24 protein-coding genes and 2 pseudogenes are annotated in these 23,720 nt (G+C 45.3%); 5 read left to right on the top strand and 21 right to left on the bottom strand.

Annotated elements, in window-relative coordinates; genetic code table 11:
* Positions 1-74: 74 nt before the first annotated feature.
* Positions 75-277 (top strand): annotated as a pseudogene (locus MKY24_RS04455) (IS3 family transposase); the annotation flags it as partial.
* Positions 278-280: 3 nt separating this feature from the next.
* Here the strand turns inward: MKY24_RS04455 and MKY24_RS04450 are convergent.
* The 8 genes and pseudogenes from MKY24_RS04450 to MKY24_RS04415 all read right to left on the bottom strand — a co-directional run bounded on the left by MKY24_RS04450 (position 281) and on the right by MKY24_RS04415 (position 7,770).
* Positions 281-859 (bottom strand): hypothetical protein, encoded by a 579-nt coding sequence (locus tag MKY24_RS04450; RefSeq protein WP_339201468.1) that lies wholly within the window; start codon positions 857-859, stop codon positions 281-283.
* Between the two features lie 451 nt (positions 860-1,310).
* Entirely contained in the window at positions 1,311-1,880 is a 570-nt protein-coding gene (locus MKY24_RS04445) for a hypothetical protein (RefSeq protein WP_339201467.1), read from the bottom strand.
* Between the two features lie 66 nt (positions 1,881-1,946).
* Positions 1,947-2,924, bottom strand: coding sequence for a tRNA-dihydrouridine synthase (locus MKY24_RS04440; RefSeq protein ID WP_339201466.1), 978 nt, complete (start codon positions 2,922-2,924; stop codon positions 1,947-1,949).
* 360 nt (positions 2,925-3,284) lie between these two features.
* Positions 3,285-3,575, bottom strand: a pseudogene (locus MKY24_RS04435) (N-6 DNA methylase); the annotation flags it as partial.
* 19 nt (positions 3,576-3,594) lie between these two features.
* Complete coding sequence (rlmD, locus tag MKY24_RS04430; protein ID WP_339201465.1) at positions 3,595-5,403, bottom strand: 23S rRNA (uracil(1939)-C(5))-methyltransferase RlmD; 1,809 nt, start codon at positions 5,401-5,403, stop codon at positions 3,595-3,597.
* A gap of 233 nt (positions 5,404-5,636) precedes the next feature.
* On the bottom strand, positions 5,637-6,518 hold the full coding sequence (locus MKY24_RS04425) for a diacylglycerol kinase (protein WP_013308843.1): 882 nt from the start codon (positions 6,516-6,518) through the stop codon (positions 5,637-5,639).
* Positions 6,519-6,691: 173 nt separating this feature from the next.
* Positions 6,692-7,480 carry a CbiX/SirB N-terminal domain-containing protein gene (locus MKY24_RS04420; RefSeq protein ID WP_076317402.1) on the bottom strand — a complete coding sequence of 263 codons (789 nt, stop codon included), beginning with the start codon at positions 7,478-7,480 and terminating at the stop codon, positions 6,692-6,694.
* A complete protein-coding gene (locus tag MKY24_RS04415) occupies positions 7,480-7,770 on the bottom strand; it encodes a YerC/YecD family TrpR-related protein (RefSeq protein ID WP_007428885.1) in 291 nt (96 codons plus the stop codon). The genes MKY24_RS04420 and MKY24_RS04415 overlap by 1 nt, the downstream gene beginning before the upstream one ends.
* Positions 7,771-7,996: 226 nt before the next feature.
* Between MKY24_RS04415 and MKY24_RS04410 the strand changes: the two genes are divergently transcribed.
* Positions 7,997-8,512 (top strand): tyrosine protein kinase, encoded by a 516-nt coding sequence (locus MKY24_RS04410; protein WP_075153753.1) that lies wholly within the window; start codon positions 7,997-7,999, stop codon positions 8,510-8,512.
* Positions 8,513-8,518: 6 nt separating this feature from the next.
* Here the strand turns inward: MKY24_RS04410 and corA are convergent, their stop codons facing one another.
* The 7 genes from corA to MKY24_RS04375 all read right to left on the bottom strand — a co-directional run bounded on the left by corA (position 8,519) and on the right by MKY24_RS04375 (position 15,369).
* Entirely contained in the window at positions 8,519-9,478 is a 960-nt protein-coding gene (gene corA, locus MKY24_RS04405) for a magnesium/cobalt transporter CorA (RefSeq protein WP_339201464.1), read from the bottom strand.
* A 203-nt stretch (positions 9,479-9,681) separates the two neighbouring features.
* Complete coding sequence (locus MKY24_RS04400; protein ID WP_081327454.1) at positions 9,682-9,828, bottom strand: GNAT family N-acetyltransferase; 147 nt, start codon at positions 9,826-9,828, stop codon at positions 9,682-9,684.
* Between the two features lie 229 nt (positions 9,829-10,057).
* Complete coding sequence (locus MKY24_RS04395) at positions 10,058-10,786, bottom strand: amino acid ABC transporter ATP-binding protein (RefSeq protein WP_339201463.1); 729 nt, start codon at positions 10,784-10,786, stop codon at positions 10,058-10,060.
* Positions 10,779-12,227 (bottom strand): amino acid ABC transporter substrate-binding protein/permease, encoded by a 1,449-nt coding sequence (locus tag MKY24_RS04390; RefSeq protein ID WP_023987086.1) that lies wholly within the window; start codon positions 12,225-12,227, stop codon positions 10,779-10,781. The genes MKY24_RS04395 and MKY24_RS04390 overlap by 8 nt, the downstream gene beginning before the upstream one ends.
* 240 nt (positions 12,228-12,467) lie before the next feature.
* The gene (locus MKY24_RS04385) at positions 12,468-13,457 is read right to left on the bottom strand and encodes an inorganic phosphate transporter (RefSeq protein ID WP_023987085.1); all 990 of its coding nucleotides are present in this window, start codon (positions 13,455-13,457) and stop codon (positions 12,468-12,470) included.
* Positions 13,458-13,471: 14 nt separating this feature from the next.
* Complete coding sequence (locus tag MKY24_RS04380; protein ID WP_007428879.1) at positions 13,472-14,086, bottom strand: DUF47 family protein; 615 nt, start codon at positions 14,084-14,086, stop codon at positions 13,472-13,474.
* Between the two features lie 188 nt (positions 14,087-14,274).
* The gene (locus tag MKY24_RS04375) at positions 14,275-15,369 is read right to left on the bottom strand and encodes a DUF3048 domain-containing protein (RefSeq protein WP_023987084.1); all 1,095 of its coding nucleotides are present in this window, start codon (positions 15,367-15,369) and stop codon (positions 14,275-14,277) included.
* Between the two features lie 249 nt (positions 15,370-15,618).
* Here MKY24_RS04375 and MKY24_RS04370 point away from each other — a divergent pair, with 249 nt between their 5' ends.
* Together MKY24_RS04370 and MKY24_RS04365 are read left to right on the top strand one after the other, a co-directional pair.
* Positions 15,619-16,137 carry a DoxX family membrane protein gene (locus MKY24_RS04370; RefSeq protein WP_023987083.1) on the top strand — a complete coding sequence of 173 codons (519 nt, stop codon included), beginning with the start codon at positions 15,619-15,621 and terminating at the stop codon, positions 16,135-16,137.
* 213 nt (positions 16,138-16,350) lie between these two features.
* A complete protein-coding gene (locus MKY24_RS04365; protein WP_069080216.1) occupies positions 16,351-17,274 on the top strand; it encodes a hypothetical protein in 924 nt (307 codons plus the stop codon).
* A gap of 73 nt (positions 17,275-17,347) precedes the next feature.
* On the opposite strand, the gene MKY24_RS04360 is transcribed toward MKY24_RS04365, so the two are convergent.
* From MKY24_RS04360 to MKY24_RS04350, 3 genes are all read right to left on the bottom strand, one after another.
* Positions 17,348-18,139, bottom strand: a complete 792-nt coding sequence (locus MKY24_RS04360) for a class III extradiol ring-cleavage dioxygenase (protein WP_023987081.1) — start codon at positions 18,137-18,139, stop codon at positions 17,348-17,350.
* A 92-nt stretch (positions 18,140-18,231) separates the two neighbouring features.
* The gene (locus MKY24_RS04355) at positions 18,232-19,056 is read right to left on the bottom strand and encodes an alpha/beta hydrolase (RefSeq protein WP_339201462.1); all 825 of its coding nucleotides are present in this window, start codon (positions 19,054-19,056) and stop codon (positions 18,232-18,234) included.
* 271 nt (positions 19,057-19,327) lie between these two features.
* Positions 19,328-19,627 (bottom strand): hypothetical protein, encoded by a 300-nt coding sequence (locus MKY24_RS04350; RefSeq protein WP_023987079.1) that lies wholly within the window; start codon positions 19,625-19,627, stop codon positions 19,328-19,330.
* Positions 19,628-19,824: 197 nt separating this feature from the next.
* On the opposite strand from MKY24_RS04350, the gene MKY24_RS04345 reads away from it, so the two are divergent.
* The gene (locus tag MKY24_RS04345) at positions 19,825-20,256 is read left to right on the top strand and encodes a hypothetical protein (RefSeq protein ID WP_013308831.1); all 432 of its coding nucleotides are present in this window, start codon (positions 19,825-19,827) and stop codon (positions 20,254-20,256) included.
* 161 nt (positions 20,257-20,417) lie between these two features.
* Here MKY24_RS04345 and MKY24_RS04340 read toward each other — a convergent pair whose 3' ends face one another.
* The 3 genes from MKY24_RS04340 to MKY24_RS04330 all read right to left on the bottom strand — a co-directional run bounded on the left by MKY24_RS04340 (position 20,418) and on the right by MKY24_RS04330 (position 23,605).
* On the bottom strand, positions 20,418-21,365 hold the full coding sequence (locus MKY24_RS04340; RefSeq protein WP_339201461.1) for an ABC transporter substrate-binding protein: 948 nt from the start codon (positions 21,363-21,365) through the stop codon (positions 20,418-20,420).
* Positions 21,366-21,494: 129 nt separating this feature from the next.
* The gene (locus MKY24_RS04335; RefSeq protein ID WP_068938547.1) at positions 21,495-22,520 is read right to left on the bottom strand and encodes an iron ABC transporter permease; all 1,026 of its coding nucleotides are present in this window, start codon (positions 22,518-22,520) and stop codon (positions 21,495-21,497) included.
* Entirely contained in the window at positions 22,520-23,605 is a 1,086-nt protein-coding gene (locus MKY24_RS04330; protein ID WP_339201460.1) for an iron ABC transporter permease, read from the bottom strand. Before MKY24_RS04330 ends, MKY24_RS04335 begins: the two co-directional genes overlap by 1 nt.
* Positions 23,606-23,720: the final 115 nt, after the last annotated feature.

The raw sequence follows: 23,720 nt of genomic DNA, 5'->3' as shown, positions 1-23,720 counted from the left end.
AAGACCGTTCCTTTTATGCATATCCTTTGAAACATCTTTCGTATTCAGCATCTTGGGAAGTTACTGCAACCCCAAACGCCGTGGCTGATGCCACCTATAAGATCATTAAAACGGAGTTTTGAACCAGATGAGCTTTCAGAGCCTTCGTCATTTAGATTTGGAATTATACGATTACGTCAACTGGTTCAATAAGCATCGCATTCATGGAACTTTGGGCTATTTGACGCAAATAAACGTCGTCTTTTGTACACTCTATATCAGAGGAACCACTTTTTGAATCTCACCGATTCATTTTTAAACTTTCATCCCATATTAAATATTGAAGTAATGAAGAAGAAAAAAACATACGGTCTCCCAACTTCCGGTCCATATATTTATGCATCCTTTCCCGTAGGAAACTTCTAATGTGAACCATTTTGATATGTAAGCAATCACTTTTGGGATTATGAAGTTTTCTTGTTACTAGCAGCTTGGCTATCTGATAATCTCCAAAACTAACCATAGAGTTATAAAAAATTTCTTGGTAATCTAACTCGTTACTCGTAAATCCAATTCTTTGGACAGACTTATTCACATTATAATCTTGAAAAATTTTATTGGTGTTAAAGTTGAGACCTGTTTTTACTTCGCAAATAATTCCTATTGTTTTCCCTGGCTCAAAGTAAGAAAGTAACAACGGATCCCAATCCTCTAACCTACCGCCTGTTTCTTCATATACATATGGAAATCGAACAGCTAACAAATCTGCGTCGGATGTCCTTCCCTCACTATTTTGATGTAAAACAAAATTATTAATAAGAAAGAAGCCATTTAATCTAAGATACCAATACACCAATTCTTCTCCGAAATTTGCATTCATTTGTTTTCTCCCTCACACTACATTAAAATTGATAGGATTATTAGCCTATGCATAAATAATATCATTTTAAAGGACTGAAAATCATTAACTTTGATGAAATTTAAAAAGGACTCCTTTTAAGGAATCCTTGGTATCTTCTCAATTATTATTAATGATTATCTTGGTATTTAATAATAAGGTAAGAATAAACTTAATAATTCATTCATCTGGTTATCGTTTCCGTTGTGTTCTTTATATTTCCCTTCCTTTTTAATTTGTATATAATTTTCTAAAAACAACTTAACATACTGCCTAAAGGATAATGAAGAGTTTTTAATCGTTTTCAATTCAATTATTAGTTTAGAAATAACCATTATTGTCCAATATTACGGTAACCTCTTATCATACTACCTTTATTTTCAGGGAGAATCCGGTTTGGCTAAAGAATACTTTTCAATGAAAGTTAATTTTTTCATAACGTACTACGCCGTAGTTCATAAAAACACTGCACAATGGGATGCTTTAACTTCATCTTCTCGGTCATGTTTAATATTCGCTTTTTTCCAACTCGTCTGTCCACTAAAGCTAGAATATTCAATAAGATATCATTACTCTCTAAGCTTTCCTCTATAGAAGTAGTTAAAAACTTATTAGCTACAACATTAAAATTAGACTTGCTTAATGAGGCCTGTGCTGACAAAAGCTCCTTTGCATGCTCTGATATTTTTCTACTTCTTGCAATTACTTGTAGACGATCCTCCGGAACGTTCCCATTAGTATCTTTTCTGACCGCTTCAATTTCTTCATTGCTGATAGGAACTTGGATATCTGGATCATTCTTGATCTCCAACTCCGTCTGATACCATTTGATTGGACTAGTGATATCATTCATATTGAGTATGTTCTTCTTATCTACAGTTATATAACAAATTCCAGACTTATCAGGCAAATAACGGTAACTGGTCGCTCGGTATTCGACCCTTCCGTCTAACGCAGGACAGCGGAAGCTCTCCAGTTGTTGCTTCAATTTACTCCAGGACATATACCCTCCTATGTTTTCAATGCCTACTAACAGCCCGTTCCCCAACTTGGCAATTTAATTTCCACGTTACTCTACCTCATCATGTTCCTTGCTTCCAAACTCATCAAGCAATGTACGCACTTCACTTGTTGATTTGGCGTTCATTAAGCTGTTTCTGAGTTCACTTGCCCCTCGGAATCCACGGACATATATTTTGAAGAAGCGGGCGAGAGGGCTGAACGAACGTGGCTCCTGCGCTGAATAATGATCATGGAGATCTAGATGAAGCCACAGCAGTTCAAGCAATTCCTCACCGCTGTGTTCCTTCGGCTCCTTCTCAAACGCAAATGGATTCTGGAAAATACCACGCCCAATCATAATGCCATCCACACCATATTGCTCAGCGAGCTTCAAGCCGGTCTGACGGTCCGGAATATCTCCGTTAATGGTCAGCAGTGTATCTGGTGCCACCTCATCACGAAGTTTCTTAATCTCCGGAATCAGTTCCCAGTGAGCGTCTACTTTGCTCATTTCCTCTCTTGTCCGCAGATGAATGGACAAATTCACAATGTCTTGTTTCAAAATATGGGTCAACCAGTCGCGCCATTCATCTACGGCAGTGAAACCGAGCCTTGTTTTTACACTGACGGGCAGTCCCCCGGCTTTGGCGGCCTGAATGATATCCGCTGCGATTTCGGGACGGCAGATCAGGCCGCTTCCCTTCCCATTCTGGGCTACATTCGCTACGGGACAACCCATATTAATATCGATGCCTTTGAAGCCTTCTTTCGCCATACCAATGCTCATTTCACGAAAGTATTCTGGCTTATCTCCCCAGATATGGGCCACCATGGGCTGTTCATCCGCTGTGAAAGTCAAACGCCCGCGTACACTTTTGTTCCCCTCCGGGTGACAATAACTCTCTGTATTCGCAAACTCCGTAAAAAACACATCCGGTCTGGCTGCTTCACTTACGACATGGCGAAACACAACATCCGTCACATCTTCCATCGGTGCCAGTATAAAAAAAGGTCGTGGCAACTCACGCCAAAAATTATTCGTCATATCAAAAACTCCTCTATAAATACCAGGACAAATCTTTGGTCCCAAAATGGTAAAGCTAACCTGTTCATGTCCTTGCTTCTTCTTCACATATAACATGTTTAAGCAACGTAGTTCAAACGTCAGTATATGTTAAGCATAGACATCTAAATGAGTATATCATACCCAAGAGAGGAGCATACTCCCCAAAAGACTCGCAAAAAAAGGAAGAGCGCCGCCCCTCCTTGCCATCTTCTATAACGTACTGCGCCGCAGTTCATAGAAATACTGCACGGCATAACTTCCCCCAGCCTACGCCATTCCCAAGCGAATGGCTTAAAAAAAGAGCCGAGGAATAATATCCTCGACCCTTTTCGTCAATTTCTACACATGAATACCCAAAATTTTCAGCTGTTCATTAATTTTGGCTTCAAGTTCAGCGATTTCTTGATTATCTTGTTCTCAAAGCTTACTCACTTCGGCAAGGTCAATGACTTGCTCTTCTTCAAACGTATCCACGTAGCGAGGAATATTTAAGTTAAACTCATTTGCTTTGATTTCTTCAAGTGGTGCCACGTGAGCATATTTATCAACATATACACGATTTCGGTACGTTTCGATAATTTTATTGATGTTTTTATCAGTAAGTTTGTTTTGATTTTTACCTTTTTCAAACGCCAATACACCTCAACTATTAGTCTTTTCTGACCAATAGTGAACAGCACTCCACATGCACCGTATGCGGAAACATATCTACGGGTTGCACTTCCACAGTACTATACCCGCCATCCTCCAATATCCTTAAATCCCGTGCCAATGTGCTTGGATTACACGATACATACACCACGCGCTCTGGCTTCATCTCCAGAATGGTGTCGAGCAGGCGTGGATCACAGCCCTTACGGGGCGGATCGACGATGATAACGTCGGCGGTGATGCCTTGCTCTTTCCATGCAGGAATGACATCTTCGGACGCGCCTACCTCAAATTTCACATTACGCATTTCGTTCAATAGCGCATTACTTCGTGCATCGTCGATGGCTTCTTTGACGATCTCCACCCCATACACCTGGTCTGCATGCTGAGCGAGGAACAAGGAGATCGTGCCGATGCCGCAATACGCATCAATTACCGTTTCTTTGCCCGTGAGCCCGGCATATTCGACGGTTTTGCTATACAGCACTTCTGTTTGTACGGGATTCACCTGATAAAAGGATCGCGCGGAAATCGCAAACTGTACGTTTCCAATGTAGTCGTAGATCACGTCACGACCCCACAGTACACGAGTCTCGTCGCCAAAAATAACGTTCGTTCGCTTCGTATTCACGTTCTGGCATATGCTTGCCACGTGTGGGATATGCTCACGGATACTGCCGATCCACGCATCAGCGTGCGGAATATCTCGTCCATTCGTGACGAGCACCAGCATCATTTCACCCGTGCGAAAAGCGGTCTTTACAACGACATGGCGCAGTAGCCCACGTCCGGTTTCTTCATTATATGCACTGATGCCCAGCATTCGGCCAATCTCTTTCACACGTGCGACAACTTCGTCATTACGCTCATCCTGAATGAGACAGGTGTTCATATCCACAATTCGATGGCTGCCACGTGCGTAGAAACCGCCGACAAGCCCACCCTCGGTGACACCAATCGGCACCTGGGCTTTGTTGCGGTATCGCCAAGGCTCACTCATACCGAGTGTAGGATGCACGACTACGCCATGTACACGCGACATGCTGTCGGCATTTCCATCCGCATTCATGGCCGAATCAGAAGTCGTGACTGTATCGGCCTCACCATCTGTATCTGCAGAAGTAGCCAAAACCTGTGCAGTATGCTCACTGGGCTCTGTAGCCACACTCAGCTTCCCGATACGCTCCAGCACATCCACGACATGCTGGCGTTTCCAGCCCAGCTGCGCTTCGTAGCTCATATGCTGGATCTGGCAGCCACCGCATTGATCGTAGATGGCGCACGGAGCTGCAATCCGGTCAGGGCTGGCCTGTGCGATATCCAGCAGCTTGGCATACCCATACTGCTTTTTCGTTTTCAGCACCTTTACCCGTACCTTTTCCCCCGGTAACGCACCTGGAACGAACAGCGTAAAACCCTCAACACGTCCTACACCCTCGCCGTCATGGTTCATGCCGATGATGTCTATCACGGCCTCATCGTTCTTTTGCACAGGCAGATCGGTACGCTCTGCACTGGATCGGATATGATTGGAAGCTTCCTGACTGCGCCCACCTCTGGAAGAGCGACGAGAATCTTGTCCGTTCTTTCTCTTCTTCCGATTCGAATCATTCATATTTTCATTCACATTTCCATTTTTATGTTTGATTTCGGCTTGAAGCAGCCCATTTCCAGCTCTAACTCGAGACTGTTCCGGTTCTCTCTCTCTTGTCGCCTTCATAGTCTTTTTGTGCTGATTTCCTTGAACAGGAGTTGCTGTCGCTGCATTCCGGCGGCTTTTTCCACGTCCGCTACGGTTATTCGTCATGATTGTCACTTCTTTCTGATCTTCTTTTTATGCGATATTTTTTTATGCGGTATTTTCCTTCGGTCGTCTAATTAGAATGGTCATCTAAACATACAAACATCAACTCGAAAATGCCGTTACTCCCTACGGAGAACGGCAAGAACCAATATGTTCACAAAAACAACTACCTACTCTTCATTCCATATACTATATTGCGTTGCCGCCCGGAAGCAGAAGTATTTCCTCATCATTCCTCACCGGAAAACATTCAAATGATGCGGCAGATTCCGGAACGTCGCTGGCAAAGTGCCCCCCAGTTCGCCATCCAGATTAAGCTGGACATAGCCGGGTGAGGTCACTTCCATGTAATCTGTTTTAAAATAAACAATCTTCTTGTCCTGCAAATGCTCACCACGCAGTGCGAGTGTTACCAATCGGATCATTTCCGCCAGATTACATTTCCGTACAGCGATGACATCGAGGAGCCCATCATCTATTGTCGCCCCGGGAGCAAGCTTTTCAAACCCGCCCACCGAATTCGTATTCGCAATCAGGAAGAGCATAAACTCGTCGTGAATCACTTCCTGACCCGATGCCTTGATGATCAGCTCCTGTGGAGCAAGGCTGACCATCTTCTCCATACCTTTAAAATAATACGCCAACTGGCCAATCATCGTTTTTAGCTTGCTCGGAACTTCATACGTAAGCTCGGTTAAAGTTCCCCCGCCTGCAATGTTGATAAAGTAGCGGTCGTTCGCTTTTCCGATATCCAGCGGTTTCGGATTTTGACGAATAACTAGGTCGCAATAATCCTCCCAGTGCTTGGGGATGCCCAGTGCTCTGGCGAAATCATTCGTCGTCCCCAGAGGAAACACACCTAGGGGTGGGCGGTTTTCTCTTTCAGCCATCCCGTTAATGACCTCATACAATGTACCGTCGCCACCAGCGGCGATAATCATGTCATACCCACGCTCAATAGCCTCTATTGCGGCACGCGTTGCGTCCCCTTCACCCGTAGTTGCATGGCAAGAGGCTTCAATACCACCTTCATCCAGGCGCTGCAAAACATCCGCAAGACGACGCTTCATTTCCTCACGCCCAGAGGTCGGATTATAGATTAATCTAGCTCTTTTCATTCCGTTACGCCACCCGTATATTTAATGATATTTATATTCACATAGCAGTTCATCACATTCAGTCTGTACAAAATATCATCATACTGGAAAAAGACCTCTTTTACAATAAAAGAAGCCAGACTTTGCCCAAATAAGGAAATTTAAGGCTAAGATGACGCTATAGCCGAACTAGACTACCTATGACTTGACCTTGCTTGCTTCTGCACACTTTGCAATAATTCACGAACTTGTCTATCCATCCAGCTTGTGAGCAAAGGATGCGGCAATAAAGGATCTCCTGAATAACGGTATTCGAGCCCCTGCAAGCGTTTAGGAATTATGTGACTTGTAAAATATCCAGAACTCAAAAATAGCGGTGCCACAATAACATCATGACCCCGCTCCTGATTCCAATACGCTGCCTTGTCGTACACACTCTCGGGATTTAGCAAAGCGTGGTCCGTGATGATACCGCTCACGCTTTGCACCGTACGGGCCAGGGAAGAAATCCCCTGCTCCCAGCGCTGAAAAAAGCCGTTGTGCACACTGCCGTGACCTACGAGTAAAATAACCTCTCTCGCAGGGTCGGCCGACAGCGGGCGAACCTTGTCCCACACCATGCGGGCAACATCTTCTCCATCATCCAGCGGACTGCCAAAATGTACTCGCGCCTTCATTCGAAACGGCTTCAAATCTGTTTCTTTGTCCGGCGCATCTTTGACACCCAGCGCATAGCTAATCTCATCTACATGCGTACTGCCTGATGACACAAACAAAGGTATAACCAATATATCTGTTACACCCAAGGCTTCCAGATGGTCAATACCATTTTGAATCAATCTTTCTTTAACCGTTTCCAAAAATGAAACCTCTACCGGTATTTCTTCCGGCAAATGGAGCTTTGCAACTGCCTGATCCACCTGTTCCACCCAATAAGGCTCCCTAGAGCCGTGGCTGATTACCAGTATCCCAGGGCTCCGCATTAGCGTCCCAGACGTTCCAAAGTCATTTTATACCCATCATTACCATAGTTCAGGCAACGTTTAACACGTGAAATGGTGGCTGTACTGGCCCCTGTCTCTGCTTCAATCTGATTATATGTGCTGCCTTTGCCTAGCATACGGGCAACCTCCAGACGTTGGGAGAGGGATTGAATTTCATTAATCGTGCACAGATCATCAAAAAATACATAGCACTCTTCCAAATTTTTAAGAGTTAAAATAGCTTCGAACAATTGATCAATACTTTTATCATTAAGCTTCTTAAGCTGCATGGATTATCATCTCCCAAGGTTACGATCTCTCCTCATTGTACCCGAGGAATAGTCGGTTTTTCAAGCATTAACGGTTTCACGCATTACAGAACAACATTATGACCATAGAAACGTACCGTACGAATGCCCAAATCCGCTTTTATACCTGATTTCGGGACACGCGCCTAAACCCACTGTGCGTTTGTAACATACAGTAGAGTATCAACCTGCAAAGGAATGTGATCTCATGCCTGGACACTACTATCATCGGAGGCCGCTACAGCGCTCCCTTTCCGATCCGTATAGTTCATCTCCTTATCCCGGACTCGATCCATACAACGAGGTTCCGCAAGCCGGTTCTTCCGGGCTGGTTCCTTACGAGGCGCCAGCGAGTATTACGGATTCTGCCGTGGTCACACCAGACCCGGTTCCAGCCAAAGGAGGACTGCTTGGAGGTCTTGGCAACCTCAGTAATCTCAACGAAATCAAAGGCTTCATTGACCGTATGGGTGGTATTGATGGAATTGTTGCTACGGTCGGCAAGGTGCAAAAGGTCATGTCCAGTGTGCAGCAATTTGCTCCAATGGCGAAGCTGATTATGGGCTCTCTCCCAGCATTCGGCAAATCCGCGAGCAAAAATTCTGCAACAGATATCGCCGAGGAATTGGATGAATACACACCACCACGCCCACGTCGGAAAAAGACACAGCGCAAAAGCACCACCACCACGCGCAGACGTCCGCGCAAACGCAAAAGAAAGTAGACTATACTATTTGAACCAGCCTCGGCGCATAAACCAGATCACCATTGCAACACTCAACAAAAACATGAAGAACAGTACACCAAAATATCCATATTTCCAGGCCAACTCGGGCATATTCGAAAAATTCATACCATAGATTCCTGCAATCAGCGTCAAGGGCATAAAAACGGTCGTAATTACGGTCAGTGTCTTCATAATTGAATTCATGCGATTGGAATTGAGCGATATATAACTGTCCCTCAGGTCGGCTGTCATCTCGCGGTCGGCCTCCAGCATGTCTGTCAGCTTCAATAAATGATCATATATATCGGTAAAATAAGCCATATGATCTCCTTGGCCCTGCACATGCTGCGAATTCAAAACTCGGTACATCAGATCACGCATGGGTACGATGGTACGGCGCAGCTTGAGCAGCCTGCCACGCAGGTCAAATACCTGCTTCATTAATTCCTCTACGGATTCGCGACCGCCCAAGCCCTCCAGCTCGGCCAATTCATCCTCAATCATAAAAAGGCTCGGAAAATAGTTATCTACCAACTTGTCCATCACCGTGTAGGCTGCAGCCAGCGGTCCTCGCGACCATATTTTGCGTTCATTCGCATGCTGGACAATCCGCTCCCAGGCTTGATCCAGCTCCTCTAACTCATGATGGTGATATGTAACCAAAAAACGACTGCTAATAAACATATCCACTTCTTCCGCAGCTAACGTATCTACATCAAGCGCATGCACGACCAGAAACTGCACATCCTCGTAATAATCCAATTTGGGACGTTGCAGAACATGCATACAATCCTCCACAGCCAATGGGTGAAAATGAAAATAACTCGTCAGCAGCTCCGTCTCGCGATCTGTAGGCTCGCTAAAATCTACCCACATCCATATATAATCCTCCATGACGATCTGATCCAATGGTTTTCCCACTGTTACCTGATGATCATGACCTATAGCCAATGTACGTATCACCGTACGTCCCCCTCGCTTACACTTCCGTCTGATATGTTATTTATATTTTATATAAGCCAATTAACATTATACAAATCTCAAGTTCTAAATTCCTTTTAATAAAGAAAAGGATATCTCCGGGCCAACATGCCTCCCAAGATATCCTTATAAAATAATCAATTCATTATAATTAAATCTTTTTCACAAACCCCGTGCTTGTCGCTTCATATCCAAACCGTTCCTTTAGCCCGAGCTTCCGCTTCCTGATTTAACGCCTTGCCGATGCCTTTATTACGATGTTTTGAATCCATCACAAAAACGACGATACGCGCGTAATCTTCATCTCGCTCTCTTCCCCTATACCCACTCATTCAAGAGTGAGGCAGGCTCTTTGCACGAAAAGGAGCAATCAGCGAGTCGTAGCGTAGCGGTCCATTTGAATCTGTAGAAGCGACAGCGCTCGCCTTTGCCCCTGAATTTTCACCTTATAAGATCTTATATAATCCAAAAAAATCCAGGGGCAACAGCGATCGAAAGATCAAATGGAACGCGGAGCGGCACTCTCAGCTCTATCTACGCTCAACGTAAACCCTGTCCCACTTACAATACCTTCTCCAAGAAACTAATGGTCCGCTCATTTTTCGGATTACCAAATACCTCTTGTGGCGTTCCTTCTTCTACGATGTAACCACCGTCCATAAACACGACACGGTCGCTTACTTCGCGTGCAAAACCCATCTCATGCGTTACGATCATCATCGTCATGCCTTCACGCGCCAGATCTTTCATTACGCCGAGCACTTCGCCCACCATTTCAGGATCGAGCGCCGAGGTAGGCTCGTCAAACAGCATAATGTCTGGGTTCATTGCCAGCGCACGTGCAATCGCCACACGCTGCTTCTGACCGCCGGAAAGCTGTCCTGGCAATGCATCTGCCTTATCGACCAAACCTACACGATCCAGCAGCTTCATAGCCGTTTCCCGGGCCTCTGTCTTGGACTGTTTGCCCAGTTCAGTCGGCGCGAACATAATGTTCTTGAGCACGGTCATATGCGGAAACAGATTGAAATGTTGAAATACCATACCTATATTTTCACGGACTTTGTTAATGTCCACGTTTTTGTCACTCAAGTTGTAGTCATCAACAATGACCTCACCTGCGGTAATTTCTTCAAGCATGTTCATGCAACGCAAAAACGTACTTTTCCCCGAACCAGACGGGCCAATGACACACACAACTTCGCCTTCACGTACTTGCATGTCGATGCCCTTTAGCACTTGATTACTACCATAGCTTTTTTTCAGGTTTTTAACGATAATTTTACCCACGGCGAACTCTCCCTTCAAGACGGTTGGAAATTTTGGTCAGGACTGTAATGACGATAAGATACATCACCGCTACTACCAGCCAAATATCAAAGGATTGGAAGGTCCGCGCAATAATGATCTTACCCGATTGGGTCAATTCGACCAAACCGATAACAGACAAAATGGACGTATCCTTCAACGTAATAACCAACTGATTGATAAACGACGGGATCATGATTTTCACAGCTTGTGGCAAAATGATTTTAAGCATAGCCGTCCGATAGGGTAGACCAAGCGAACGAGCTGCTTCCATTTGTCCCGGATCAATGGATTGAATACCACCACGGATGATCTCAGTTACATACGCACCCGCATTCAGGGATAACGTCAATACAGCCGCAACAAAAAGCGGCATTTTGAAATCCAGTGCCTGTGGAATACCAAAGTAAATAAAGAAAGCAAGCACGATCAGCGGAATACCGCGGAATATATCGACGAATACAGTTGCAATACCACGGAACACCTTGTTATGGCTTACCTTCATAAAGCCAAACACCAATCCTAGGATAAAGGCTACGAGTAAAGATACAAGTGTGTACAGCAACGTATTTCCCATGCCCTTAATCAGTGAAGGCAGCGAAGCGGAAATCAGTCCCCAGCGGCTGGTCTCTACAGGCGCCACACCTTTGCCCGATTCGCCAAGGTATTTAGCCAAAATTTTATCGTATTCCCCGCTATTGCGCAGATTAACAAGCCCTGCATTAAATTTCTCCAGCAACTCTTGGTTCTTGCCTTGGTTAACAGCAAACCCGTAAGAAGCACCTTTTTCCTTATCTGTTACCAGCTTAAGGCCGTTATTCTGGTTTACACCGTATGCCAGTACCGGATAGTCATCAAAGCAGGCAACCGAATTACCTGTTTTAACTTCATCATACATTTGAGAAGAATCGTCGAACGGTACTGTAGTAAAGCCGTATTTGGCCTTAATGGATTCTGCGAATGTGTAACCTTCCGTTCCTGTTTTGACAGCGACACGCTGTCCTTTCAAGTCCTCATAGCGTTTAACCGTATCATTATCCTTGCGGACCGCCATGACGACGCCTGAATCAAAATAAGGCTCGGAAAAATCAAATTTCCGCTTGCGTTCATCGGTAATACTCATCCCGGCAATGACACCATCCACTTGATTCGTTTCAAGGGCCTGCACTGCCGCGTTAAAGCCAAGGGGCTTAATGGTATATTCAAAATTCTGATCCTTGGCAATAGCTGCCAGCAAATCCATGTCGATACCGACAAATTTACCATCTACATCTTCAAACTCAAAAGGCGCGAACGTTGTATCCGTGCCGATATCATACTTTGTTTTATTTTCTGCATGTGCCACTACACCGAAATTACCGGCCAGGGCAACCACAAAAAACAAACAAATCATGAGCGCTATTAGTTTTCTAGATTTTTGCATAATTTCCTCCAGTCAGTTGAACGGTTCAAAGTTTTCTGTTTATTCTACAGGAGTTATTAAAAATTGACTACTTTGATGTCAGGTATTTTTTGAAAAACGTTTCATGGAACTATCTGGATGTGTGAACTTTGAAGAAGCAGTTTTATCCTAGAATGCCAATAAGCCCCTGCCGCAAAAAGCGGACGGAAGCTTATTGTGTATTCTATAGTGTGTACCTTTTTTTCAAGAAATAATAATGAACTAAAAAAGAATTTTGAAAATCAATCCAGATAACAGTGCAGCAATCGGTATGGTTATCACCCAAGTAATAATAATTCGACCGGCCAGCGACCAACGCACAGCGGAAAAGCGCTTCGCAGAACCCACACCCAAAATAGCCGAAGTAATGGCATGAGTAGTACTTACGGGCAAATGAAGCAATGTAGCTGTGAAAATAACAGAGGCTCCCGAAATGTCAGCTGCGAATCCGTTAATTGGCTCGATTTTAAAAATCTTGGTTCCCATCGTCTTGATGATTTTCCAGCCCCCGATAGACGTACCCAGCGCCATGGCTGTTGCGGCTGAAATTTTTACCCACATGGGTACTTCCAAATGGTCCTGATACCCCGCCGAAACGAGTGCGAATGTAATAATCCCCATCGCCTTTTGAGCATCATTCGTACCATGCGTGAACGACTGAAGCGCTGCTGTAATGACCTGCATTGTACGAAACCCTTTGTTCACCGTATGCGGACTACGATGAGCGAAGATATATTTTAAAATCATCATCACGATGTAACCGACAACAAAAGCAATCAACGGGGAGAAAATAAGTCCTTCGACAATCCCGATGAAGCCGCTCCAGTTTAATTTATCCGATCCCGCACCTACATACACCGCTCCAGCCAATGCACCAATCAATGCATGAGAAGAGGATGAAGGAATACCGAACCACCAGGTTAAGAGGTTCCAGATAATCGCAGCGATCAGCGTCGCAATGACGATATCAATTCCATTCGTAAGCTTGGTTGGATCAGCGACACTTCCACCAATGGTCTTCGCAACCCCTGTAAACAATATTGCCCCGAGAAAGTTCATGACCGCAGCCATAATAATCGCACGTCGCGGGGTCAATGCACGGGTCGATACCGAAGTTGCAATCGCGTTCGCCGTATCATGAAAACCATTAATAAAATCAAATGCCAGAGCAAGAAAAATAACAATACCCAATACCAATAAACTTGTATCCATGTAAAAGGACTCCCTTACGAGTTACGCATAATGATGGATTCCAGCATATTTGCAACATCCTCGCATGAATCCGTTGTCGTTTCAAGGCGTTCGTACAATTCTTTGCGTTTAATCAGTTCAATAGGGTCAGTTACAGTTGCAAACAGGTTTTTAATGCAAATACGCAACAATTCATCCCCCTGATTTTCCAAATCATTCAGGCGAATAGTGTATTCACGAATGGCCAGCAATTTTTTCTGTGAAAGCAAATGCACAGCTTTCTGAATTTCGTAAGCTGATTGACGCAAAATATCAGCGAACTGCACAATATACTCGTCCGGCTCCGTAATATTGTACATATAAAAACGAGAAGCCGTCGCTTCAAGACCGTCCAACACATCATCCATGGTTGTTGTCAGTTCCATGATGTCGTCGCGTTCCAACGGCGTAATGAAGGTCTTGTTCAGCTCAGTAATAATCGTGTGTGTGTAATCATCACACTTATTTTCATACTTCTTCATTTCATTTGTAAACAAAGTTACATCCTGAAGATTTGAAGTATGTTGGGCAAAATAATCGGCTGCTTGCACGATCGTATCTGCCATATTTTCCAACGTCTCGAAGAATATATCCTTTTTCTTCAATCTCATAACGATTACCCCTTTACGAAAATATCCGCAACCTGTTTCGACTGCAATAGACAACCTTTGCTATCTTATCACACTCATCAATGTTTTTGTAATGTTTGTAAAAGCAAATTTCATGATATACGTATACATTGCCCGACATGGAAGGTCATTATCCGACATTTTTTCCCTAAAAAGGTGTATTTCGTTTTCTAATTTGCTTCTATGGTTACATGTTCCTTTAGTGAAGTATCTGCAGGTACCACATGTATATAGGATGTACCTGGTGTTAACGGGATTTCAACCCCATTTTTCATAAAACGAATCGCATCGCCTGGTGTATGTTGCCACTCAGCCTGTATTAACCGTCCTTGTTGAAACACCATGGCCTCTCCGCTACCGTCCAACTCAACACTTAATCTGCCTACATCATCCAACGTTCGATGTCTAGCGCTCATCACAATGACATTGGCTGCTGAGAGCTGTTGGTTATTATTTTGATCCACATGTGACTTTTCGTTCACAAAACGCTTATATTGTTGATCCGCTGGATCATAGGTATAAGATACCCGATAGCTTTTAAGCAAAAACCGAATTTGTAAAGATGATGCAGTCTCGTCCACCATAACTGGGGTTTCACCGGATTTGAGGTAAGAATATACTGGAACGTCCGTCTGCTTGGCATACCCTTTACTATCGCTTCCTTTGCGCAGTCTGTTCACGTCTGTGTATAAATTATGTGGAGGACGACGATCTTTGCTTCGCCAGAAGTAAGCCCCTCCATTTGAAATCTCATCCAGATGTTCCTTCCGCTGCTGCTGTAAAATCGCATAGGCATCTGTGCTTCCCCCTGCGTGTATCGGCAACGCACCATAGGTTTCGCCCAGCTCAATCAAATACGGTCGAATGCTACGGACCGGTCCGATCTTTACATCTCCGCCATGACTTTGGAAAAAAGCGACCAGACGGGTAATCCCACCTTCTGCAAGAACTTCATATACCATGTCTGCCTGGCTAAGTCCTGCCTGTGGACGTGCAGCCGGAGCATTGTTGATCATGACAGCGAGCGGTCGCTCCAAAACTGGCTGCTCCACCGGAAGACCGGTGAGCGGAGCTGTAAATGCCGGAATAGACTGCTCCTTCGGCGGTTCAAGTGCCTCCTTCTCTGTTTCTTGCTTGGTCAGTTGGGGAACGGATTCAGATTCACCCGTATTGGACATAGCAGAACAAGACATCAGCGTCATGCATAACAGAGCTGAGGCCATCACACGCAACCAATGATTTCGTTGGGAAATGGGCCCGGACAAGTTCATCCCTCCACTTAGTTATTTTTCTCATTATAAGCTTTATTTCCTGTTTTTGTCTTGATTGAAGCATGACCAATCTATAGAATACTTATCTGAAGACATTAAAATTTAAAAAATATTTAGACTTTGTGATTTTTATCACAAATAACTGTAACTGAACCTACTACAATAAAGGTGTAGCAAAGATGATCATCCCCAACAAAATGAAATACAACCAACATTATAGATTAAGAAAGAGGAGTGGTTTGAATGTTTAACAGCTGGTTACGTGAGAACAAAGTCGCAATGTGGTTGCTGACTGTAGTACGGGTTTATCTAGGGTATGAATGGATGACCCACGGACTTGAAAAGCTGACAGGTGGATTTGATGCAGGCGGATTTATCTCGGGGGCCATTGCTAAAACAGGTGGAGACCATCCCGCTGTACAAGGCTGGTGGGGATCGTTCCTGGAAGCCTTTGCCCTGCCGAATGTAGGTTTGTTCAACGTCCTGATCCCATTGGGTGAGTTCTTGGTAGGGGTTGGCCTGCTTCTCGGTACATTGACTACACTGGCTGCTTTGATGGCTATGGTTATGAACTTCTCGTTCCTGTTCTCGGGTACAGTAAGCACCAATGCAATCTACCTGCTGTTTGAAATCTTCCTTGTAGTTGCTGGTGCAAATGCCGGAAGAATTGGCTTTGACCGTTGGGTACTGCCCTTCCTGCGTGGACTGTTTCGTAAAAATAAAGATACCTTTCCAGCTGACCCTAGCCGAAAAATAGCTTAAACATCCCAAAATAACCGTTATCCTCCGGGGTAATGGTTATTTTTTTGCGCTGTTATGCTCACAAGGGGTCTTTCAGCTCCTTCTAACTCGAACTCTTTTATCGGATTCATCATCCCCCCAAACGTTTACAAGTTGGATACAACATGGAATGCTCACGATACATTTACCCTATACACTACAGTTACATCAAAGAACGTAATGGAGGGTTATATCATGAAAAAAATTACCAAAGCCTATCTCATGCTCGCAGCCGTAACTTTCACAGTGCAGACTATGGGATTGGGATATACGACATCAGTCAAAGCGGCGACGTCTACTACGACATCTCAGGCAGAAAGTGTACAACTTATCTCCAAGACCTTCGAGCAGCTACTACGCCAACCCGACAAGCTACCTCAGGCATTCACTTATTTGCAAAAGCATATTCAATCCATTCCAGCCTCTCAAGCTACCATCATGGTGCTTCATCTGGAAAATGCGCAGAAACAGCAATTGGATTCCTATGCAAAGACCTTATACCCGGCCTCTGTTCAAACCAAAATAAATCAAATCTATAAACCCGGTGATTCGTTCACAAATGTAATCAGCCGTTCAAGCGATGTGAACCTGAAAAAGTTGCTAACTCAAACAAGAGATGCCGGCTACAAACTTGAAACTGCAGAAGGCATGTACTACCCAGTCATCAACTATGAAAAATATAAAGTCTTCGGGAAGCACACCACGACAGATATCCGCAGCTATATTGACATCATGGCGATGGAATCCGGACAGGCGGCTACCAAGGATGCCGCGCTCCGTATCGGCTATCAACAGTTAGCCGGACGAGTGCTGGCACAGGAGGCATTTTTAAACCAATATCCTCATTCCAACCGTACACAAGCTATAAAAAAATTGCACGATCTGTACTTCTTCTATACTTTCTATGGCACGAACAATACGCCATTATTCGATTATGATACCGGAAAGATTCATCCGAATGCCAAAAAAGGGTATCAATTCGTCGTTCAACGTAATATGGATTCGAAGAGTACCTACATTCAAAAGCTGAAAGCATTTATGACACTATTGGATCAAAATGGAGATCAGCGTACTACGCAGGTATCCACTTGGCTAAAAAAGAACGTGCCTTCTAATTAATCAAAGACGCAAAATACACAAAAGAACTTCCATTCCCACAGACCATGTGGATTCGGAAGTTCTTTTTTTACATTTACGTATCACTTTCTTGACCAAAAGCCCAACAATTGAGACTCAACGAGCCAAGGACATACGATTGAAAAAGCTTATGCGCAGAGCGCTCATGATCCGCAGCCCCCATCGCATAAAACAAAGGTGAAAAATGCTCTATTCCATAAGAAGGTACCGCCTGTTTGGCATATGGAGCCTTTTTGTCATATTGGAATAGGTGGCGCAAATTCCAGTCTTGAAGCTGCTGTGCAATCCAGTCATCATATTGAACGGCCCAATCGGCTGGCTCACTCGTCTGCTTGAGTGTCCGCAAGTTGTGGACCAATCCGCCGCTACCGATAATCAAAATCCCTTGTTCTCGCAAAGGCGCCAGCATCCGTCCAATCTCGTATTGCTCCTGGGGAGCGCGCCGAGAATCAATGGATAAGGGTACGACCGGTATGTCCGCATCAGGATATATATGCCGCAAAACCACCCATGCTCCATGATCCAGTCCTCGGTTCCGAACCGGCTGGTGGAACAGGTTATGCTGACTGAACAGATGCTCTATCTCCTCATACAGCTTCGGATCGCCTGGTGCAGGGTAATCGATTGAGTACATTTCTTCGGGAAAGCCATAGAAATCGTGCAACGCTGCATGCTGATCATCCGCGCCAATACATTGATCGGGGCTATCCCAATGCGCGGAAAAAATGACAATTCCTTTGGGTCGGGGCAGGCTCGCGCCCAGCTTTGCAAGAAAGCTGGTATATGCGTTATTTTCTACAGCCAGTGTCGGTGAACCATGCGCAACAAAAATTGAGGGTAATGTCATCGCTGCCAACCTCCACACGCCAGTATAGTGTTACTCTTCCATTTTACTCCGGCGGAGGCGCAATTTCCAATACAATCCGTTACACACTGAAATCAGATCATCCAGTGCTGCCAATCCCGTTGAATATTTTCCTGTTCATCCAGCCATTCAAGTGTCCGATCAATGAGCCGTTGCCGCTCTTTACCTGACGAGAAAGTGTGATCCCCCTGGAAAATAATCTCTTTATCACAGCGCCCCTCTGGACGCATCCAGAATATCTTTTGAAACAGAAATGCATAATCCACAGGAATAATATCATCCGAGGTGCCATGAACAACGAGCACATCTCCGTTAAATTTAACGGCCTCCTGAAACGGCTGAAATAGAGCTAACGACTCAAAATAAGCAGGCGTAAATTTATAGCCCAAATAGTCGGCATGACCGGTTTTAACAGACTCATCGTACACGCTTCGCTCCGTAATTTTGACGATGTCGTTGAATGGATAGCCCACTGCTGACCAAAGAACCAGATTTTGTACTCTCTTATCCCGTACGGCTGTGAGAAGGGCAACCGCGCCCCCCAGACTGTGACCGATCAGCGTCACCTTGGTCGGGTCAATGTCCGCGCAATTGACGGCGTAATCCAATACGGTACGTGTCTGATTAATCATGGACTCGAGCCCCTGCTTGCCGTATTCACCTGTGCTTTCCCCACAACCGGCAAAATCAAAGCGCAGGACAAAGTATCCCCCTTCGGCCAGTTCACGCGCAGTCTTGACGAATAATCGATCTACTCCGATACGATTGCCCACAAAACCGTGACATATAATAACGAGAGGAACTCGTCTCCGACGATCTCCCTCATTTGTACGGTTTGGATAATGAATTGTTGCGGCCAGTTCTTCATGTTCAAAGCGAATTCCAATTTGCCGTTCCATCCTGATTCCCCCTGTTTCAAGCTTCACTACACATTTATGAATTCAAACTCATATAGTAACGTGGAATATCCATCCAGGATATTCATTCACTTTAATTCCGATAAGTTTAATAAGTTTTATAGTAAAGTCAGTCTATCATCGCCCTGCTTCCTTGTCAACCTGTCAGTTCACATCGTTAAAAAAGTAAACAAATAGCGCTCCCCGATGCGATTCCGGAGAACGCTATACTACACTTATTAGAGTGAATCCACTACATTAAAGTAGACATTCGTTATTCGTAGCTGTTCCTAAACATTTGGTGGGTCTCCGTTCGTCCCTCCCACTCCAGCTTACAAGAGGCGCCGTTATGTTCATCCTCATGCCACAGGCTGCGGTAGTTCTGTGCACCTAGTTCACCTGCAAATTCTGTATCCTCAGCCACTTCAATATCGTCCAGTATACGGTAGGTTGGAGAAGTTCCTTGAACACTCCGGTGACTCACATTTGTAGACGAGGCCACCCCGCTATTCCTGTTCGAAGCGTTTGCTAATCGTTTTTGGACTGAATAATCTGCCTGGTTCTCCAGTTTCATGATGCCACACCCTCTTAACGTTTATATTCAGGTTGCTCTATGTGCTCACCCTGTATCCAGTTTGAGGAGAATGCAGCGGTAATATACATTTTATAGATAAAGTCTTTTGCCATCCGACGCTTCCTCACGTATACTGTCTTTGTTACGAAATGGCGGTTCCATCAGCTCGGGATACGCTCATAAAGCAGGAGGAAGAAATGAATAAAGCAAAAAATTATACGCTTATTGCATGGATTGCCTTGTCTATGTTTTTTTTGACACAGGCAATTATCGGATGGTTTGTCACCTTTACAGGTGGGGATATCAAACCCTTTGAAAAAATCAGCCTATCCACCCTTATCATCATCGCCGCAGGAGCCATTCTACTCGTTGAAGCCCTGATGAATTTTATGGACCGTCCCGAAGAAGGCGAGGAGACACAACAGCCAGACCATGCCCCTGTAAAGCCCCAGATGAATCTTAAATCCATCTTGATGTATGTTGTGTTAGTTGTCGTGATTCTTGTCGCCGGACTAGCGCTGCGCAGTGTACTGCCGGTATTCAGGATCTCACCTTGGGTAAATTTAATTCTCGCCGCCATCGGCTTTATTGGACTCAAACCGATTTTTCTGCGTAAAAAACGTTCATAGCCCGCAATTCTCATTATATGGAGCTGCCTCATTTTGGATCATAGCAGCTCCTTTTCATTTCGATCAGGCAACCGACTTACAGCTTGAGCGTGCGCCAAAAAGCCGTATTCCTGGCCTGCAAGAAGCTGCATGGGGGAATACGGCTTGATATACTTTAAAACTTATTTGGAAAATAGTTGTTCTGCATTATCCAGAGCAATTTTATGTCCCATCGCGGAATAGTCCAGCCAAGGCTGTCCGTCCAACATGTAGACATGCCCTTGCTTCACCGCTTTGAGACCTTGCCATACTGTATTTCCTTCCAGCTGTTTGTATACCTTTTGGGCATCCGCGCCTTTACTGATGATAACAAGGATCGCATCGGCATCATAATCCGGTAAAACCTCTTGGGAAACAACTTGATAAGCCTTGTTGATCTTTTCTACACCCTTGGCTGGCTTCAAACCCAAGTCCTGATACAACAGCGGTCCTACGGGACGCTTCATCCCCATAACACGAACCTCTTTCGCCGTCACACGTACAGCCATAACCGTTCCGTCCCCAATTTTTGAATGAATCAGCTTTTTGACTCGTTCCTTCTGTGTATCATAATCTTTTAGAAATGCGTCTGCCTGTGCTTCATGTTTGACCATAGCAGCTATTTTTTTCAATTGATCCTTCCATGTGCCTTCATCCAGATCAAAAACTTCGGTCGGCGCAATTTTTTCAAACTTGGCCACATCGGTTCCCGAATATTTTTTGTCCAAAAAAATATGATCAGGTTGAAGTTCCAATACCGCTTCCATATCCGGGTCTGTGACAACACCTAGCTTACGGGTACTTTGAAGACGATCTTTTACATGGGGCAGAAAATCCTTCACATCTCCACCAATGACCGAACCAGCCGGAGTAATGCCCAATGCCAGCAGGTTGTTCGTCAAATGAATAGACATCGAAGCAATACGCGAATCCGCACTAATGGTTGTCTGCGCACTGCCAGCCGCTTTTGTATCGGTAGCCTGTTTGTCGGCTGCTTGTCCGCAAGCGGACAGCATGATCATGCATACAACAAGAGTTGTGACTACCCATGAACGTTTAAAATCTGAACCCTCAAATTTGTGCTTTCTCATGATTACTCTCTCCTATACTACAGAAACTCTACATTATAATGATCAATATAGAAGGCTTCTGCTTAGTTATTAATTTCAGCGGGTTGCATCATTTGCATCATATGATTTCATATGTACCTATTCCTTCTGTCATTTTGTTCGGGACAACAGGAATAAAAAGTACGGAGCTCCTACCACAGCAACCACCACACCTGCGGGAATCGCATTCGGCTGAAACACCGAACGCCCAATCGTGTCTGCGGTGACCAGAATAACGACCCCGACCAAACAGGCTACTGGCAGCAAATGCTGGTACATCGGCCCAACCAGACGGCGAGCCAGATGAGGCGCAATCAGCCCAATAAAACCGATGCCTCCAGCCATGGATACGCTGGCACTGGATAGAGCCACGGCTGCGCCCAGCAGTAATAGACGCTGGCGCTTCACATTTGTGCCGATTCCAGCTGCGGTCTCGTCGCCCAACGACAGATTGTTCAGACTGCGCGTCTGCGACAGAACGTAGGGTAATACAATGACTATCCAAGGCAACAAAGCCGCTGCGTGTATCCAATCCCGGCCCCAAACGCTGCCAGCCAACCAACGTGCAGTAAATGCGTATGTATCCTCATCCAGCCGCAACGACCAATACAGCGTTATGGCGCTAAGGCCCGAGGCTACACCGATGCCGGACAAAATCAGACGCACGGGCACGATTCCTCTGTTGCGGTTATAGGACAACAAAACAATCAGCACCGCCGCAATGACACCTCCTGCAAAGGTAAACAAGGGGATCAGAACGGCAGCCGATCCGTCCAGGTCGCGAAAAAAGCTAACGAACATCACCAGTCCCAACGCAGCCCCCGCATGAAGACCGAGCACTCCCGGATCAGCAAGTGCGTTCCGTGACAAGCCTTGCATGACCGCCCCGGCTGCGCCTAGTCCCGCTCCAGCTAGCACCGTTACAGCAATACGTGGCAGACGATATTCGAACAGAACGATATGATCACGTCCGTTGCCACCGCCAAACAACGTATCCAGCACACGTAGCGGTGGAATACGAATCGTTCCGGTATTCAAACCCAAAACAAGGACAGCAAAGCTGATCCCCGCCAATACCAAACAAACGAGCCAAGCCTTTTTCGTTCTTGTGTCCCCAATCCCTAAAGAGCGACTCACTATAAATCCCTCCTTTCCTTACGGGCGAGAAAGAGGAAAAAGGGTACTCCGATAAAAGACACCATAATCCCAATAGCTAGCTCCTCTGGCGGATTTGCCATTCTCGCTCCCAAATCTGCCAGCACCAGTAATACGGCTCCCAATAACGCAGACAGCGGCACGATCTGGCGATAATCCACACCGATTAGCTTGCGAGCGATATGTGGGATAACCAAACCTACAAAGCCGATGGCTCCGGCAGCCGATACAGATAGGCCGGCCAGTACCACTACAATCAGCAGACCCAAAAGCCGGATACGCCTGAGATTCAACCCAAGGTTTAACGCCACCTCATCGCCCATCGAAATCAGCGAAATGGAACGTGCCAGCCCCATAGACCAGACGATCACAATAAGCAAAATTGGTGCAAGAATCTCAAGCTGCGACCATTTAATCCCGGCTACACCACCCGCATACCAGAAGGCTAAATCCTGACTTAGATCAAAATAAATCGCAATCCCCGAAGTCATGGAACCTAACAAGGCAGCCGTCACAGCTCCAGACACCGTCAATCTCATAGGTGTCAATCCTCCCGGTGCAGATGCTCCCAGACCAAATACTAGTAAGGTACTCATCAGCGCACCAAGGAACGACAATACTATTAACGTCCCATAAGGTAGATTGGGGAAAAAGGCAAAACTCACTGCAACTACAAACATCGCTCCTGCGTTAATGCCCAGCAAACCTGTATCTCCCAGCGGGTTGCGTGTAATACCCTGAATCAGAGAGCCTGCCACCGCCAGCGCAGCTCCAATAACTGCTGCACCGAGTACACGCGGTAATCTCAGCTCGTGAATGATCTGATGGGTCATTAGCGAACGATCATAGTGAAATACTGCCGACCACACGGTGCTTACGGTCAAATCCTTGGCTCCGAGAGAAATGGCGGCGAATATGGCCAAAGCCAACAATACAGCCGAAGCTGTGAACAACAACGCCTGCCGAACCCTACCCGCTCGAAGCACTGGACGTGCTGTTATGTCTACTTCAGGAACTGCCCTCTCTGTCAGAGCTGTATGTTTGTCCATGCTGTCTTTGGACTGCATTTGGTGAGGTCACTCCCTCCATACCTGAAAATCATCACGTCTCTTATAACGATAATGATAATTATTATCAACTTGATACATAATAGCATGTTTCTATGACATTGCAAGCCAAAAA

Origin of the sequence: Paenibacillus sp. FSL P2-0322 (genome assembly GCF_037975315.1) — a bacterium.
Lineage (GTDB): Bacteria > Bacillota > Bacilli > Paenibacillales > Paenibacillaceae > Paenibacillus > Paenibacillus polymyxa_B.
This window is presented reverse-complemented; position numbering and strand designations above follow the sequence as displayed.

Excerpts from the sequence above, each read along its gene's own strand:
- MKY24_RS04450 (WP_339201468.1), bottom strand. The coding sequence starts at position 859 with ATGAATGCAAATTTCGGAGAAGAATTGGTGTATTGGTATCTTAGATTA.
- MKY24_RS04445 (WP_339201467.1), bottom strand. The coding sequence starts at position 1,880 with ATGTCCTGGAGTAAATTGAAGCAACAACTGGAGAGCTTCCGCTGTCCT.
- MKY24_RS04440 (WP_339201466.1), bottom strand. The coding sequence starts at position 2,924 with ATGACGAATAATTTTTGGCGTGAGTTGCCACGACCTTTTTTTATACTG.
- rlmD (WP_339201465.1), bottom strand. The coding sequence starts at position 5,403 with ATGACGAATAACCGTAGCGGACGTGGAAAAAGCCGCCGGAATGCAGCG.
- MKY24_RS04425 (WP_013308843.1), bottom strand. The coding sequence starts at position 6,518 with ATGAAAAGAGCTAGATTAATCTATAATCCGACCTCTGGGCGTGAGGAA.
- MKY24_RS04420 (WP_076317402.1), bottom strand. The coding sequence starts at position 7,480 with ATGCGGAGCCCTGGGATACTGGTAATCAGCCACGGCTCTAGGGAGCCT.
- MKY24_RS04415 (WP_007428885.1), bottom strand. The coding sequence starts at position 7,770 with ATGCAGCTTAAGAAGCTTAATGATAAAAGTATTGATCAATTGTTCGAA.
- MKY24_RS04410 (WP_075153753.1), top strand. The coding sequence starts at position 7,997 with ATGCCTGGACACTACTATCATCGGAGGCCGCTACAGCGCTCCCTTTCC.
- MKY24_RS04400 (WP_081327454.1), bottom strand. The coding sequence starts at position 9,828 with ATGAGTGGGTATAGGGGAAGAGAGCGAGATGAAGATTACGCGCGTATC.
- MKY24_RS04390 (WP_023987086.1), bottom strand. The coding sequence starts at position 12,227 with ATGCAAAAATCTAGAAAACTAATAGCGCTCATGATTTGTTTGTTTTTT.
- MKY24_RS04385 (WP_023987085.1), bottom strand. The coding sequence starts at position 13,457 with ATGGATACAAGTTTATTGGTATTGGGTATTGTTATTTTTCTTGCTCTG.
- MKY24_RS04380 (WP_007428879.1), bottom strand. The coding sequence starts at position 14,086 with ATGAGATTGAAGAAAAAGGATATATTCTTCGAGACGTTGGAAAATATG.
- MKY24_RS04370 (WP_023987083.1), top strand. The coding sequence starts at position 15,619 with ATGTTTAACAGCTGGTTACGTGAGAACAAAGTCGCAATGTGGTTGCTG.
- MKY24_RS04365 (WP_069080216.1), top strand. The coding sequence starts at position 16,351 with ATGAAAAAAATTACCAAAGCCTATCTCATGCTCGCAGCCGTAACTTTC.
- MKY24_RS04360 (WP_023987081.1), bottom strand. The coding sequence starts at position 18,139 with ATGACATTACCCTCAATTTTTGTTGCGCATGGTTCACCGACACTGGCT.
- MKY24_RS04355 (WP_339201462.1), bottom strand. The coding sequence starts at position 19,056 with ATGGAACGGCAAATTGGAATTCGCTTTGAACATGAAGAACTGGCCGCA.
- MKY24_RS04350 (WP_023987079.1), bottom strand. The coding sequence starts at position 19,627 with ATGAAACTGGAGAACCAGGCAGATTATTCAGTCCAAAAACGATTAGCA.
- MKY24_RS04345 (WP_013308831.1), top strand. The coding sequence starts at position 19,825 with ATGAATAAAGCAAAAAATTATACGCTTATTGCATGGATTGCCTTGTCT.
- MKY24_RS04340 (WP_339201461.1), bottom strand. The coding sequence starts at position 21,365 with ATGAGAAAGCACAAATTTGAGGGTTCAGATTTTAAACGTTCATGGGTA.
- MKY24_RS04330 (WP_339201460.1), bottom strand. The coding sequence starts at position 23,605 with ATGCAGTCCAAAGACAGCATGGACAAACATACAGCTCTGACAGAGAGG.